The sequence below is a fragment of the Ruegeria marisrubri genome (assembly GCF_001507595.1).
Classification (GTDB): Bacteria; Pseudomonadota; Alphaproteobacteria; order Rhodobacterales; family Rhodobacteraceae; genus Ruegeria; species Ruegeria marisrubri.
The window spans coordinates 16,173-28,946 of record NZ_LQBQ01000037.1 but is presented as its reverse complement, the minus strand read 5'-3'; the positions used below and the strand labels follow the sequence as shown (position 1 = coordinate 28,946).

At 64.5% G+C, this 12,774-nt stretch carries 11 protein-coding genes; 8 read left to right on the top strand and 3 right to left on the bottom strand.

All coding sequences use genetic code 11. From position 1 onward, the window contains the following. Window positions 1-40: 40 nt before the first annotated feature. Window positions 41-742 carry a response regulator transcription factor gene (locus AVO45_RS16685; protein ID WP_068349332.1) on the bottom strand — a complete coding sequence of 234 codons (702 nt, stop codon included), beginning with the start codon at window positions 740-742 and terminating at the stop codon, window positions 41-43. Further along, window positions 742-2,637, bottom strand: a complete 1,896-nt coding sequence (locus AVO45_RS16680; protein ID WP_068349331.1) for a PAS-domain containing protein — start codon at window positions 2,635-2,637, stop codon at window positions 742-744. Before AVO45_RS16680 ends, AVO45_RS16685 begins: the two co-directional genes overlap by 1 nt. Before the next feature lie 233 nt (window positions 2,638-2,870). On the opposite strand from AVO45_RS16680, the gene AVO45_RS16675 reads away from it, so the two are divergent. From AVO45_RS16675 to AVO45_RS16645, 7 genes are all read left to right on the top strand, one after another. Next, on the top strand, window positions 2,871-4,862 hold the full coding sequence (locus AVO45_RS16675) for an AMP-binding protein (protein ID WP_169796027.1): 1,992 nt from the start codon (window positions 2,871-2,873) through the stop codon (window positions 4,860-4,862). A gap of 93 nt (window positions 4,863-4,955) precedes the next feature. Next, window positions 4,956-5,774 (top strand): ABC transporter ATP-binding protein, encoded by an 819-nt coding sequence (locus AVO45_RS16670; RefSeq protein ID WP_068349328.1) that lies wholly within the window; start codon window positions 4,956-4,958, stop codon window positions 5,772-5,774. 29 nt (window positions 5,775-5,803) lie between these two features. Then, complete coding sequence (locus AVO45_RS16665; RefSeq protein WP_068349327.1) at window positions 5,804-6,790, top strand: branched-chain amino acid ABC transporter permease; 987 nt, start codon at window positions 5,804-5,806, stop codon at window positions 6,788-6,790. Between the two features lie 87 nt (window positions 6,791-6,877). After that, window positions 6,878-7,135 carry a hypothetical protein gene (locus AVO45_RS16660; protein ID WP_068349326.1) on the top strand — a complete coding sequence of 86 codons (258 nt, stop codon included), beginning with the start codon at window positions 6,878-6,880 and terminating at the stop codon, window positions 7,133-7,135. Between the two features lie 3 nt (window positions 7,136-7,138). Further along, window positions 7,139-8,215, top strand: coding sequence for a branched-chain amino acid ABC transporter permease (locus tag AVO45_RS16655; RefSeq protein ID WP_068349324.1), 1,077 nt, complete (start codon window positions 7,139-7,141; stop codon window positions 8,213-8,215). A 79-nt stretch (window positions 8,216-8,294) separates the two neighbouring features. Next, window positions 8,295-9,578: an ABC transporter substrate-binding protein gene (locus AVO45_RS16650; RefSeq protein WP_068349322.1), complete on the top strand. Its 1,284-nt coding sequence runs from the start codon at window positions 8,295-8,297 to the stop codon at window positions 9,576-9,578. An 83-nt stretch (window positions 9,579-9,661) separates the two neighbouring features. Next, window positions 9,662-10,495: an ABC transporter ATP-binding protein gene (locus AVO45_RS16645; protein ID WP_068349320.1), complete on the top strand. Its 834-nt coding sequence runs from the start codon at window positions 9,662-9,664 to the stop codon at window positions 10,493-10,495. A gap of 4 nt (window positions 10,496-10,499) precedes the next feature. On the opposite strand, the gene AVO45_RS16640 is transcribed toward AVO45_RS16645, so the two are convergent. Next, window positions 10,500-11,330, bottom strand: a complete 831-nt coding sequence (locus tag AVO45_RS16640; RefSeq protein ID WP_068349318.1) for a hypothetical protein — start codon at window positions 11,328-11,330, stop codon at window positions 10,500-10,502. 128 nt (window positions 11,331-11,458) lie between these two features. On the opposite strand from AVO45_RS16640, the gene AVO45_RS16635 reads away from it, so the two are divergent. Next, window positions 11,459-12,679 carry a phenylacetate--CoA ligase family protein gene (locus AVO45_RS16635; RefSeq protein ID WP_068349611.1) on the top strand — a complete coding sequence of 407 codons (1,221 nt, stop codon included), beginning with the start codon at window positions 11,459-11,461 and terminating at the stop codon, window positions 12,677-12,679. Window positions 12,680-12,774 lie beyond the last annotated feature (95 nt).

Below are 12,774 nucleotides of genomic sequence, written 5' to 3'. Positions count from 1 at the left end.
GGCGCGTTTCGCTGCCGATGCGCTTGGGGCCGAGGCCCGCTCAACGCCAGCTGACATCGCCCAGAAAGATGTAGCCCGCCCCGTAGATCGTCTTGATCAGGCGCGGGTTTTTCGGGTCTTCGCGCAGCTTGGTGCGCAGGCGCGAGATGCGCACGTCCATCGCCCTGTCGAAACTCTCGCCCGCGCCGCCGCTCAGCATCTCCTGCATCTGGGCGCGGCTGATCAGGCGCTTGGGGCTTTCCAGGAACATCCGCAGCACCTCGCCCTCGGCATGGCTGAAGGTGGTCTCCGTGCCGCTTTCGTGTTCCAGCACGTAGCGGTCGAAATGGGCGGTCCAGCCGTTGAAATGGGCGGTGTCGCCCCCCTGGGCGACCGCGCGGGGCGCGCGCAGGCGGGCGCGGACGCGGGCCACCACCTCGGCCGGGTCGAAGGGCTTGGTGATATAGTCGTCGGCCCCCAGTTCCAGCCCGGTCACACGGTCCTGCACCTGCGCGCGGCCCGAGATGATGATTACCGCCGCGCCCTGCTCCAGCGCCAGCCGGTGCACCAGCGCCAGCCCGTCGGTATCGGGCAGCGACAGGTCCACCAGGCAGACATCCGGCGTCACCCGCTTGAGCGAGGCCTCGAACTCGCGGGCGCGGGAAAAGCTCTGGGTGCGGAAACCGGCATCCTCCAGCGCGTCCGTCAGGATCTGGCGGATTTCCGGTTCGTCGTCGAGAATGGTCACCAGCGGTTGGGTCATCAGGCAGCCTCGGGACGGAGCAGCGCAGACAGTTGCGCGCGCGAGAAGGGTTTGCGCAGAACCGGCCCCTGTGCAAGGGCTTCGCGGTGCAGCGGGTCAGAAAGCGGCAGCGACGTCATCAGGATGCAGGGCAGGTCCGGCGGCAGTCGCCGGATCAGGTCCAGCCCGGTGCCCGAACCCTCCAGCCGGATATCCGACAGCACCACCGAGATGCCCTCGATTTCGGCCGCCAGCGCCGAGGCCTCGTCGGCCGAGGTCGCCTCGATCACCGAAAGGCCGAGGTCGATCAGCATGTCGCGGAACTGGCTGCGCAGATCGTCATTGTCCTCGACCAGCAGCGCCAGCCCGCCCTGCGCCTTGGGCGCTGGGCGGTAGGGCAGGCGCAGGATCACCGCCGCGCCCGAGGTGGTGTTGCGCAGCTGCAGGTCGCCGCCGGCCAGCTTGACCATGTCATAGACCATCGGCAGGCCCAGCCCCGAGCCTTCGCTGCCCTTGGTGGTGAAGAACGGGTTCAGCGCCTTGTCCAGCGCCTCGGGCGAGAAGCCCGGGCCGGTATCGGTGACGGTGATCTCGACCCAGATCGAGCTGATCGCATGGGCGGAGATGGTGATCTGGCCGGTCGCGCCGCAGGCGTCGCGGGCGTTCAGCACCAGGTTCAGCAGCGCGTCCTGCAGCATCCCCGGATCCAGCATCAGCGCCTCGTCGGGCAGCGTGTTGACCACCGACAGCCCCATCCCGCGCGGCAGCGAGGGCGAGGCGAGGATCTTCATGTCCTCCAGCAGGCTGCGCATGTCGGTGGCCTGCGGGTGCAGCGTCCGGTTGCCGGTCATGTCGGCGATGCGGTTCAACAGCTGCCCGCCCCGGCGCGCGGTCTGCTGCGTGGCGGCGACCAGTTCGGCGGCCTCTTCCGGCAGGTCCATCTTTTCCAGCTTGCCCTGCATCCCGAGGATGATGGTCAGCAGGTTCGAGAAATCATGCGCCAGCCCGCTTGTCATCTGCGCCGCCATGGCCCGCCGCCGCGACTGCTGCAGCGCGACGCGGGCCTGGGTTTCCTCGGTGACGTCCATCGACAGGATATAGACGCCGCCCTCCTTGTCGGGAGTGAAGGACACCCGGATGCGGCGCTGGTCGTGATCCTCGGTGAACTCGAACACCGAGGTGCGCCCGCCATAGGCCTTTTGCAGATGCGGGGCGACGCGGGCAAAGGCTCTCGGCCCCAGCGCCTCGGAGATGTGAAGACCAAGAATATCCGAAGGCCGCCCCGGCATGACCGAGCTGAGACGCCGGTTCGAATAGGTGTAATGCCCGTCGGCATCCACATGCGCGATATGGGCGGGCATCATCTCGGTGGTCATGCGGGTGCGCGCTTCGATCTCGGTCAGTTGCCGCTTGGCCTCCTCCAGCGCCGAGATGGTCGCCGCAAGCTCGCGGTTGGCGGCCGAAAGCTCCTCGGCATGGGTCAGCAACTGGTCCGACAATTCCTCGGACCGGGCGCGCAGCAGTTCCTCGACCCGCTTGGTGCGGGTGATGTCGGTATAGACGGCGACCCAGCCGCCCTGCGGCAGGGGCGACCCCTCGACCGAGATCACCTGCCCGTTGGGCCGCACCCGCTCGATGTAATGCGGCTCGAAGGCCAGCGCCTGATCGACGCGGTGCCGCACGACCTCCTCGATGTCCTCGACGGGGCCGTATTCCCCCTTGCCGGCGATATAGCGAATGGTGTCGGCGAATTCCGCGCCGGGCCGCACCAGCTCGTCGGGCAGGTCGAACATCTCCTGGAACCGGCGGTTGCTGAGGACCAGCCGCAGCTTGCTGTCATAGATCGACAGCGCCTGACCGATCAGGTTCAGGCCGGCGGTGGTCAATGCCTTGATGCGCTGTTCCGACAATTCCATCCTCCACGGGCCCATGCCTAGCACCCGAGACCGGCGGAGTGTAGGGGCATTGCACGTCGTTTCCAACGCCGCCGACCCGATATGTGACAGGCGCCGCCGAAGTTTCGGCGGGCTGTTACAATTCGTAACATTTGGGAAAACATCAGGAAAAAGTTGACGCCCAACAATTTGCTCGTCCCTAATCGGGGCAGAATCGCATTCGCGATCACTTCCGGCTTCAGGAGGAGGCCGGGATGGGGAGGAGAAAGACATTGGCTCAGACGCAGTCGGGCGCCGAAGGGTTGCACTCCCTTCCGGCGCTGCTACACCGCAACGCGACACAGTTCGGGGATGCCCCCGCCTATCGGGAAAAGGAATTCGGGATCTGGCAGTGCTGGACCTGGGCCGAGGCCGCGGCCGAGATCCGCGCGCTGGCGCTGGGCTTTCTCGAACTTGGCGTGGAAAAGGGCGACCACATCGCGGTGATCGGGCGCAACCGGCCCGCGCATTACTGGTCGATGGTGGCCGCGCAGATGGTCGGCGCCGTTCCGGTTCCGCTCTATCAGGATTCGGTCGCCGAAGAGATGGCTTATGTTCTGGAGCACTGCGGCGCGAAATACGTGGTCTGCGGCGACCAGGAACAGGTCGACAAGGTCATCGAGATCCAGGAGAACCTGCACCAGGTCAAGCACATCCTCTACACCGACAAGCGCGGCATGCGGAAATACGACCACAGCCAGATGAACGCGCTCGAGGACATCATGGCCGAGGGGCGTGCCGGTCACTTCCGCTTTGACGCCGAGCTGGACCGCCGCATCTCCGAGATCACCTATGACGACACCTGCGTGATGCTCTACACCTCGGGCACCACGGGCAAGCCCAAGGGCGTGGTGCTGTCGAACCGCAACGTGATCGAAAGCGCGAAGAACTCGGCCGAGTTCGACCACCTGACCCGCAACGAGGACATCCTGTCCTATCTGCCGATGGCCTGGGTCGGCGACTTCATCTTCTCGGTCGGTCAGGCCTACTGGTGCGGCTTCTGCGTGAACTGCCCCGAAAGCGCCGACACGATGATGACCGACCTGCGCGAGATCGGCCCGACCTATTTCTTCGCGCCGCCGCGGGTCTTCGAAACCCAGCTGACCAACGTGATGATCCGCATGCAGGACGCCAGCGCGCTCAAGCAGCGGATGTTCAACTATTTCATGGATCACGCCAAGAAGGTGGGCGGCCGCATCCTGGACGGCAAGCCGGTCGGCTTCATGGACCGGCTGAAATACGCCCTCGGCAACATCCTGGTCTACGGTCCGCTCAAGGACACGCTGGGCTACAGCCGCATTCGCGTCGGCTATACGGCGGGTGAGGCGATCGGCCCCGAGATCTTCGAGTTCTACCGCTCGCTGGGCATCAACCTCAAACAGCTCTACGGCCAGACCGAGGCCACCGTGTTCATCACCGTCCAGCCCGATGGCGAGGTGCGCGCCGACACGGTGGGCGTGCCGGCCCCCGATGTCGAGCTGAAGATCGCCGAGAACGGCGAGATCTACTACCGCTCGCCCGGCGTGTTCGTCGAATACTACAAGAACCCCGAATCCACCGCCTCGACCAAGGATCCCGAGGGCTGGGTGGCCACGGGCGATGCCGGCTTCATCGAGGAAAGCTCGGGGCATCTGCGGATCATCGACCGCGCCAAGGACGTGGGCAAGATGGCCGATGGCTCGATGTTTGCGCCGAAATATGTCGAGAACAAGCTCAAGTTCTATCCCGACATCCTCGAGGCGGTGCTGTTCGGCAACGGCAAGGACCACTGCGTCGCCTTCATCAACATCGACCTGAACGCGGTCGGCAACTGGGCCGAGCGCAACAACATCGCCTATGCCTCGTACCAGGAACTGGCGGGGCACCCGCGGGTTCTGGAGACGATCAAGAACCACGTGGCCGAGGTGAACAAGTCGGTCGCCGCCGACGAGATGCTGTCGGGCTGCCAGGTGCACCGCTTCGTCGTGCTGCACAAGGAACTGGACGCCGACGACGGCGAGATCACCCGCACCCGCAAGGTGCGCCGCAAGTTCGTCGAGGACAAGTACGCCGACATCATCGAGGCGCTCTATGACGGCTCGGAGACGGTCACGACGACGACCGAGGTCACCTATGAGGACGGGCGCAAGGGCTCGATCAGCGCGACGCTGACCATCGTCGACGCCCCCGTGGTGACCGCGACACAGCACAAGGTAGCGGCGGAATGAGGCGGGCCGGAGGCGCGGCGCTCGCCCTGCGGGCCTCGCCCCGCCCACCGTCCCGCAAGCCGGGGTCCTGCCGAACAGACAAGGGAGTAGCCGATGCTTGATGCATCCGAAGGATACGTCACCGAGGACGGTCGCAAGATCGGCGGCGTGGTGATGGAAATGAAGAACATCACCCTGCGCTTCGGCGGCGTGGTGGCAATCAAGGACATCTCGTTCGACATCCGCGAAGGCGAGATCCGCGCGATCATCGGCCCGAACGGCGCCGGCAAGTCCTCGATGCTGAACGTGATCTCGGGCTTCTACGTCCCGCAGGAGGGCGAGGTCTGGTTCCACGGCAAGAAACGCCCGCCGATGAAGCCCTACGAGGTGGCCCGCCAGGGCATCGCCCGCACCTTCCAGAACATCGCCCTGTTCGAAGGCATGAGCGTGCTGGACAACGTGATGACGGGCCGTCTGAACTTCATGAAGACCAACATCCTCCAGCAGGGCTTGTGGATGGGCAAGGCCGAGGCGGAAGAGACGGAGAACCGCGAGGCGGTCGAGAAGATCATCGACTTTCTCGAGATCCAGCACATCCGCAAGACGCCGGTGTCGCGTCTGCCCTACGGCCTGAAAAAGCGCGTCGAGCTGGCCCGCGCCCTGGCGGCCGAGCCCAAGCTCCTGCTGCTGGACGAGCCGATGGCGGGCATGAACGTCGAAGAGAAGGAGGACATGTGCCGCTTCATCCTCGACGTGAACGACGAATTCGGCACCACGATCGCCCTGATCGAGCATGACATGGGCGTGGTGATGGACCTGAGCGACCGGGTGGTCGTGATGGATTACGGCAAGAAGATCGGCGACGGCACCCCCGACGAGGTGCGCAACAACAAGGAAGTCATCGACGCCTATCTGGGCGTGTCGCATGACTGACCGCCTGACAGACACGAGGGGAGGCAAACATGCCTGATCAGTTGATTTACGCGATGGAGGTCATCCTGAACGGCCTGATGGCCGGGGTGCTCTATGCGCTGGTGGCTCTGGGGTTCGTGCTGATCTACAAGGCGTCCGGCATCTTCAACTACGCGCAGGGCGTGATGGCCCTGTTCGCGGCCATGACGCTGGTCGGAATCATGAATGGACAGGTGCCCTTCGCGCACCTGATCAACGCGATTTTCGGCGGCCATATCACGCATTTCGGATGGAACATTCCAGCCCTGCTGGCGATCATCCTGACGATGGGCGTGATGGTGCTGCTGGCCTGGGCGGTGCAGCATTTCGTCATGCGGCACCTGGTCGGACAGGAGCCGATCATCCTGTTCATGGCCACCATCGGCCTGGCCTATTTCCTGGAAGGCGTGGCCGACCTGATGTGGGGATCCGAGATCAAGACGCTGGACGTCGGGCTGCCGCAGGGCATCAACCTGTGGATCGACGAGACCACCTACAACATCTTCGGCTACGGTTTCTTCATCGACAATCTGGACATCGTGGCGACGATCATCGCGGCACTTCTGGTGGCGGCGCTGGTGGCCTTCAGCCAATACACCAAGCAGGGCCGCGCCATGCGCGCCGTGGCCGACGATCACCAGGCCGCGCTGTCGGTCGGCATCTCGCTGAACTTCATCTGGGTCATGGTGTGGTCGGTCGCCGGTTTCGTGGCGCTGGTCGCGGGCATCATGTGGGGCACCAAGTCGGGCGTGCAGTTCTCGCTGTCGCTGATCGCGCTCAAGGCGCTGCCGGTGCTGATGCTGGGCGGCTTCACCTCGATCCCGGGCGCCATCGTCGGCGGCCTGATCATCGGCGTGGGCGAGAAGCTGTTTGAATTTGCCGTCGGCCCGCTGGTGGGCGGCGCGACCGAGAACTGGTTCGCCTATGTGCTGGCGCTGATCTTCCTGGTGTTCCGCCCGCAGGGCCTGTTCGGAGAGAAGATCATCGAGAGGGTGTGACCGGGCAGGGCGACCGCGTGGCGCCAGGGCGCCACGACACCCGCCCACCCGGAACCTTCGCCGGTGTCGTGAGGTAGAGAAGACAGGATGAAGAAGCTGATCGCCATCATCAACGTCGTCGCCTGGTCCGGGTTCTGGGCCTTCGGCTACCTTGCCCTGACCGCCGAGGGATTGAGCGACCGACAGCTCGTGATCGCCGCACTTCTGGCCTTTGCCGGGCTCGTGACCGGCATCGGCGCCTACATGAAACTGGTGCGTTCCGCCGAAGACAGCGGCTACGCAAAAACGTCGAAACAACTGGATGCCGCGACCCGCAACCGCGCGCAGGAAGAATGGGGAAAGTGAACCATGTTCTATCGTGAAGCCGGAGACTTCAAGGTCTCCTACAGGGACGACAGCCAGACCTTCCCGATCAAGTTCGACCGGTACCGCTACTATGCGGTCCTGGTGGTCGCCTTCGGCATCATCCCCTTCATCATCAACGACTATTGGGCCAACGCGCTGCTGCTGCCCTTTTTGATCTACGCCATCGCGGCGATCGGCCTGAACATCCTGGTGGGCTATTGCGGGCAGGTCAGCCTCGGCACCGGGGGCTTCATGGCCGTGGGCGCCTATGCCTGCTACAAGCTGATGACCGCCTTTCCCGAAGTGTCGATGTTCATCCACGTCATCCTTGCCGGCGGCATCACCGCGCTGGTGGGGGTTCTGTTCGGCCTGCCCAGCCTGCGCATCAAGGGGTTCTACCTGGCGGTGGCGACGCTGGCGGCGCAGTTCTTCCTGGTGTGGCTGTTCAACCGGGTGCCGTGGTTCTACAACTACTCGGCCTCGGGCCAGATCAACGCGCCCGAGCGTGACGTGTTCGGCATCATCATCACCGGCCCCAACGCGCCGGCCTGGGCCACCTACCTGTTCTGCCTGATCTTCCTGACCGCCAGCGCGATCATCGCCCGCAACCTGACCCGCGGCACCACGGGCCGCACCTGGATGGCGATCCGCGACATGGACATCGCCGCCGAGATCATCGGGGTGAACCCGCTGAAGGCCAAGATGAGCGCCTTTGCCGTCAGCTCGTTCTTCATCGGCATCTCGGGCGCGCTGTTCTTTGCCCTCTATCTCGGCGCGGTCGAGGTGGGCGAGGCCTTCGGCATCCAGAAATCGTTCCTGGTGCTGTTCATGGTGATCATCGGCGGGCTGGGGTCGATCTTCGGCTCTTTCGCCGGGGCGGCCTTCCTGGTGCTGCTGCCGGTGGTGCTCAAGGTGTTCGGCGCCGACTGGATGGGCTGGCCCACCGACATCGTGGCGCACCTGCAGCTGGTGATCGTCGGCGCGCTGATCATCATGTTCCTGATCCTCGAGCCGCACGGGCTGGCGCAGCTGTGGCGCGTGGCGAAGGAGAAGCTTCGGCTCTGGCCCTTCCCCTATTGATGGGGTTTGCCCGAATTCAAGAGGGGTGAGCAATTCCGCCCCACCACTACATCGGACCAATCAAGGGAGGATAAACCCGATGAAAATGAAACTGGCAACCGTGGCGCTGAGCGCCCTGATGGCCGCAGGCCCGGCGATGGCCGACCTGGTGTTCCCGTCGCTGAGCTACCGGACCGGCCCCTATGCCGCGGGCGGCATTCCGTTCGCCGACGGCTATGCCGACTATTTCACCCTGCTGAACGAGCGTGACGGCGGTATCGGCGGCGTTCCGGCCAAGGTGATCGAGTGCGAAACCGGCTACAACACCGAGAAGGGCGTGGAATGCTATGAATCGACCAAGGGCGAAGGCGCGCTGGTCTATCAGCCGCTGTCGACCGGCATCACCTATCAGCTGATCCCCAAGGTGACCGCTGACGGCATCCCGATGCACACCATGGGCTATGGCCGCACCTCGGCCAAGAACGGCAAGGTGTTCAGCCACGTCTTCAACTATCCCGCGAACTACTGGGACGGCGCGTCCGGCGCGATCAACTACCTGCTGGAAGAGAATGGCGGTGATCTGAGCGGCAAGAAGATCGCTCTGGTCTATCACAACTCGGCCTACGGCAAGGAACCGATCCGCACGCTGGAAGAACTCTCCAAGAAGCACGGCTACGAGCTGATCACCCTGCCGGTCGATCACCCGGGCCAGGAGCAGAAGTCGCAGTGGCTGCAGATCCGCCGTGACAAGCCGGACTACGTGCTGATGTGGGGCTGGGGCGTCATGAACCAGGTCGCCATCCAGGAAGCCGCCAACATCCGCTTCCCGATGGAAAACTTCATCGGCATCTGGTGGTCGGGCTCGGAAAACGACGTGCTGCCCGCCGGTGACGGCGCCAACGGCTACAAGGCCCTGACCTTCCACAACGTGGGTTCGGACTATCCGCTGTATGACGACCTGAAGAAATACGTCCTCGACGCGGGCAAGGCTGCCGGCGCGGGCGATCAGGTCGGCACCGTGCTCTACAACCGTGGTCTCTATGCCGCGATGCTGGCAGCCGAAGCCGCCAAGAAGGCACAGGAGATCTCGGGCAAGGCCGACATCACCGCCGCCGACATGCGCGACGGCATGGAAGCACTGGAGATGACCGAAGAGAAGATGGCCGAGCTGGGCCTGCCGAACTTCGGCCCGATCTTCACCGTTACCTGCGAAAACCACGGCGGTGACGCGCTGGTCGGTGTGACCCAGTGGGATGCGGCCAGCAAGACCTGGACGCTGATCTCGGACTTCAAACCGACCGATGGCGAAGTGATCGGCGCGCTGATCGAGGAAGACTCGGGCGCCTATGCCGCCGAGAACAACATCGAACCGCGCTGCAACTGAGCAGCTGAAAACACGGGGCGGCGGCTGACTGCCGCCCCGAACCGGACAAGCCCCGAACGGGGCAGGCATGAGGACAAGTGCTGATGCTGGATGCGGCAACAACCACCGACGTGCAGGCGGATACCCTGCTTGAGGTCAACAATATCGAGGTGATCTACAACCACGTGATCCTCGTGCTCAAGGGCGTCAGCCTCACCGTTCCCAAGGGCGGCATCACCGCGCTGCTGGGCGGCAACGGCGCAGGCAAGACGACGACGCTGAAAGCGGTGTCCAACCTGCTCCATTCCGAGCGTGGCGAGGTCACCAAGGGCACGATCAAGTATCGCGGCGAGGACATCCACGAACGGGATCCGGCCGAGCTGGTACAGAAGGGCGTGATCCAGGTGATGGAAGGCCGCCACTGTTTCGAACACCTGACGGTCGAGGAAAACCTGCTGACCGGCGCCTATACCCGCAAGGACGGCAGCGCCAACATCCAGCAGGACCTGGAACTGGTCTACACCTACTTCCCGCGCCTGAAAGAGCGCCGCAAGAGCCAGGCGGGCTACACCTCGGGCGGGGAACAGCAGATGGTCGCGATGGGCCGCGCGCTGATGAGCCGCCCCGAGACGATCCTGCTGGACGAGCCCTCGATGGGGCTTGCGCCGCAGCTGGTCGAGGAAATCTTCACCATCGTGAAGGATCTCAACGAGAAGGAAGGCGTGTCCTTCCTGCTGGCCGAGCAGAACACCAACGTGGCGCTGCGCTTTGCCCACTATGGCTACATCCTGGAATCGGGCCGCGTGGTGATGGACGGCCCCGCCGCCGAACTGCGCGAGAACCCGGACGTCAAGGAATTCTACCTCGGCATGTCCGAAGAAGGCCGCAAGAGCTTCCGCGACGTGCGGTCCTATCGCCGCCGCAAGAGGTGGCTGTGAGGCATCAGGCGTGTTGGGCTTCCGCTTTCATCTCGGAAATCCGGTCCAGCGCCTCTTGGCGCGTGTTCCGGATATTGGGGCGGAACCCCTGCGACTCGGCCCGCATCCGGATGTCGGCCTCGGTTTCCGAACCGGCCGCATAGCGGACCGAGCCCAGCGACGCCGCCTGGTTCAGCCGCTTGCCGCGCCGGGCATATTGCACCCACGCCGCCGGCAGGATCTCGCAGCCGTTGAGATTGACCAGAAAATACCACTTTCGGCCGGTCTCGCGGATGCGTTCTTCGACGTAGTCATAGAAATCGTTCACGTCGCGCGAGTGATGAAAGACAAAATGAGAGAAGTCCACCTCCATGATCCCGGCCTCGCCGTCAAAGCCGAGGCGCCGCGCGAACTCCGCCGCGGTGTAGTTCGGGTCGTGCTGGATGCGCTTGCGGCGCTTGGTGGGCAGCTGCGCGATGCGCGCAAGGGCGTCTTCCCGCGTCGCGAACAGGTTGGGATCGAAGGCCTCGGTATTCGCCGCGCGTTCGATCTGCGCCCGCGTCTCCTCCGAGGGATCGAACCGGACAGATCCCATCGAGTGCGTCAGGTTCAGCGCCTTTCCCCGGCGGGAATAGGCCAGCCAGGCCTCGGGGTCGATGCGCGTGCCGTAGAGGTTCACCAGGAAGAACCAAAGCTCTTCGCCGGTCTGCGCAATGCGTTCTTCCAGCCGGTCGTAGAACCGGTTGACCGTTTCCGCGTTGTCGAAATGAAAGCCCGAGAAATCCGCTTCCATGGTCTGAATATCGTCGTGGAACGTGATGCGGCGGTCCATCTCCGCGGTCTCAAATCCGGTCAAGAATCCATCCTTTCTCAAAATCCGACGGGCGAACGGTATGCAATTGCATGCAGGGTTCTGCCCCTACGTAAACCGAATCTCAATCAGGCAAGCTGTCGCGCCCCGCGCGGCGCATGGAGGACCTGTCCATGACCCAGTATTTCGATGCACTCGAGACCCGTTCGGCGGACGAGCGCGCGGCCGACATCGCAACGCAGCTGCCGCAGCAGATCGCCCGCGCCAAGACGGCCGCCAGCTTTGCCCGGTTGCTGGAGGGGGTCGATCCCGACGCCATCACCTCGGCCGAGGCGCTGGCCCAGCTGCCGGTGCTGCGCAAGTCGGAACTCAGCCGCGCCCAGGCCGAAAACCCGCCCTTCGGGGGGTTCACCGTCAAGCCGGCGCATGGGTTCGCCCATATCTTCCAGTCGCCGGGGCCGATCTACGAGCCGGGCGGGGTGGATCATGACTGGTGGCGCATGGGCCGCTTCCTGCACGCGGCCGGGATCGGGCAGGGCGACATCGTGCAGAACTGTTTCGGCTATCACCTGACGCCGGCCGGCATGATCTTTGAAAACGGCGCCCGCGCCGTGGGGGCCGCGGTTCTGCCCGCCGGCACCGGCCAGACCGAGCTGCAGGTGACCGCCGCGCGCGACGTGGGCTGCACCGCCTATGCCGGCACGCCCGACTACCTCAAGGTGATCCTCGACAAGGCCGACGACATGGGGGTCAACCTCAAGTTCTCCAAGGCCGCCGTGGGCGGCGGGGCGCTGTTCCCCTCGCTGCGCCAGGAATATGCCGACCGGGGCATCACCTGCCTGCAAAGCTACGCGACCGCCGATCTGGGCAACATCGCCTATGAAAGCCCCGCGATGGAGGGGATGATCGTCGACGAACATGTCATCGTCGAGATCGTCACGCCGGGAACGGGCACGCCGGTGGCACCGGGCGAGGTGGGCGAAGTCGTGGTGACCTCCCTCAATCCCGACTACCCGCTCATCCGCTTCGCCACCGGCGACCTCTCTGCCGTGCTGCCGGGGCAGTCGCCCTGCGGCCGCACCAACATGCGGATCAAGGGCTGGATGGGCCGCGCCGACCAGACCACCAAGATCAAGGGCATGTTCGTGCGCCCCGAACAGGTGGCCGCGCTGGTCGAAAAGCATGACGAGATCGTCAAGGCCCGCGTGATCGCCACCCGCGACGGCGAGATGGATGCCATGACCGTCAAGATCGAAAGCCCCGGCGGCGACAAGGACGCCTACGCCAAGTCGGTCATCGAGGTGCTCAAGCTGAAAGGCGCGGTCGAGGTGGTCGCCCCCGGCACCCTGCCCAAGGATGGCCTGGTGATCGAGGATCAGCGCGTCTACGACTGAGCCCGGATTGCGGCCTCCGTGAACCGATCGCCGCCCGGCGGCGATCGGCATGTATTTTGCCCTGCCGGCTGGAGCGATACGTTGAAAACCGGGCC

Coding starts and splice junctions, on each gene's coding strand:
- AVO45_RS16685 (WP_068349332.1), bottom strand. CDS start 742: ATGACCCAACCGCTGGTGACCATTCTCGACGACGAACCGGAAATCCGC.
- AVO45_RS16680 (WP_068349331.1), bottom strand. CDS start 2,637: ATGGAATTGTCGGAACAGCGCATCAAGGCATTGACCACCGCCGGCCTG.
- AVO45_RS16675 (WP_169796027.1), top strand. CDS start 2,871: ATGGGGAGGAGAAAGACATTGGCTCAGACGCAGTCGGGCGCCGAAGGG.
- AVO45_RS16670 (WP_068349328.1), top strand. CDS start 4,956: ATGCTTGATGCATCCGAAGGATACGTCACCGAGGACGGTCGCAAGATC.
- AVO45_RS16665 (WP_068349327.1), top strand. CDS start 5,804: ATGCCTGATCAGTTGATTTACGCGATGGAGGTCATCCTGAACGGCCTG.
- AVO45_RS16660 (WP_068349326.1), top strand. CDS start 6,878: ATGAAGAAGCTGATCGCCATCATCAACGTCGTCGCCTGGTCCGGGTTC.
- AVO45_RS16655 (WP_068349324.1), top strand. CDS start 7,139: ATGTTCTATCGTGAAGCCGGAGACTTCAAGGTCTCCTACAGGGACGAC.
- AVO45_RS16650 (WP_068349322.1), top strand. CDS start 8,295: ATGAAAATGAAACTGGCAACCGTGGCGCTGAGCGCCCTGATGGCCGCA.
- AVO45_RS16645 (WP_068349320.1), top strand. CDS start 9,662: ATGCTGGATGCGGCAACAACCACCGACGTGCAGGCGGATACCCTGCTT.
- AVO45_RS16635 (WP_068349611.1), top strand. CDS start 11,459: ATGACCCAGTATTTCGATGCACTCGAGACCCGTTCGGCGGACGAGCGC.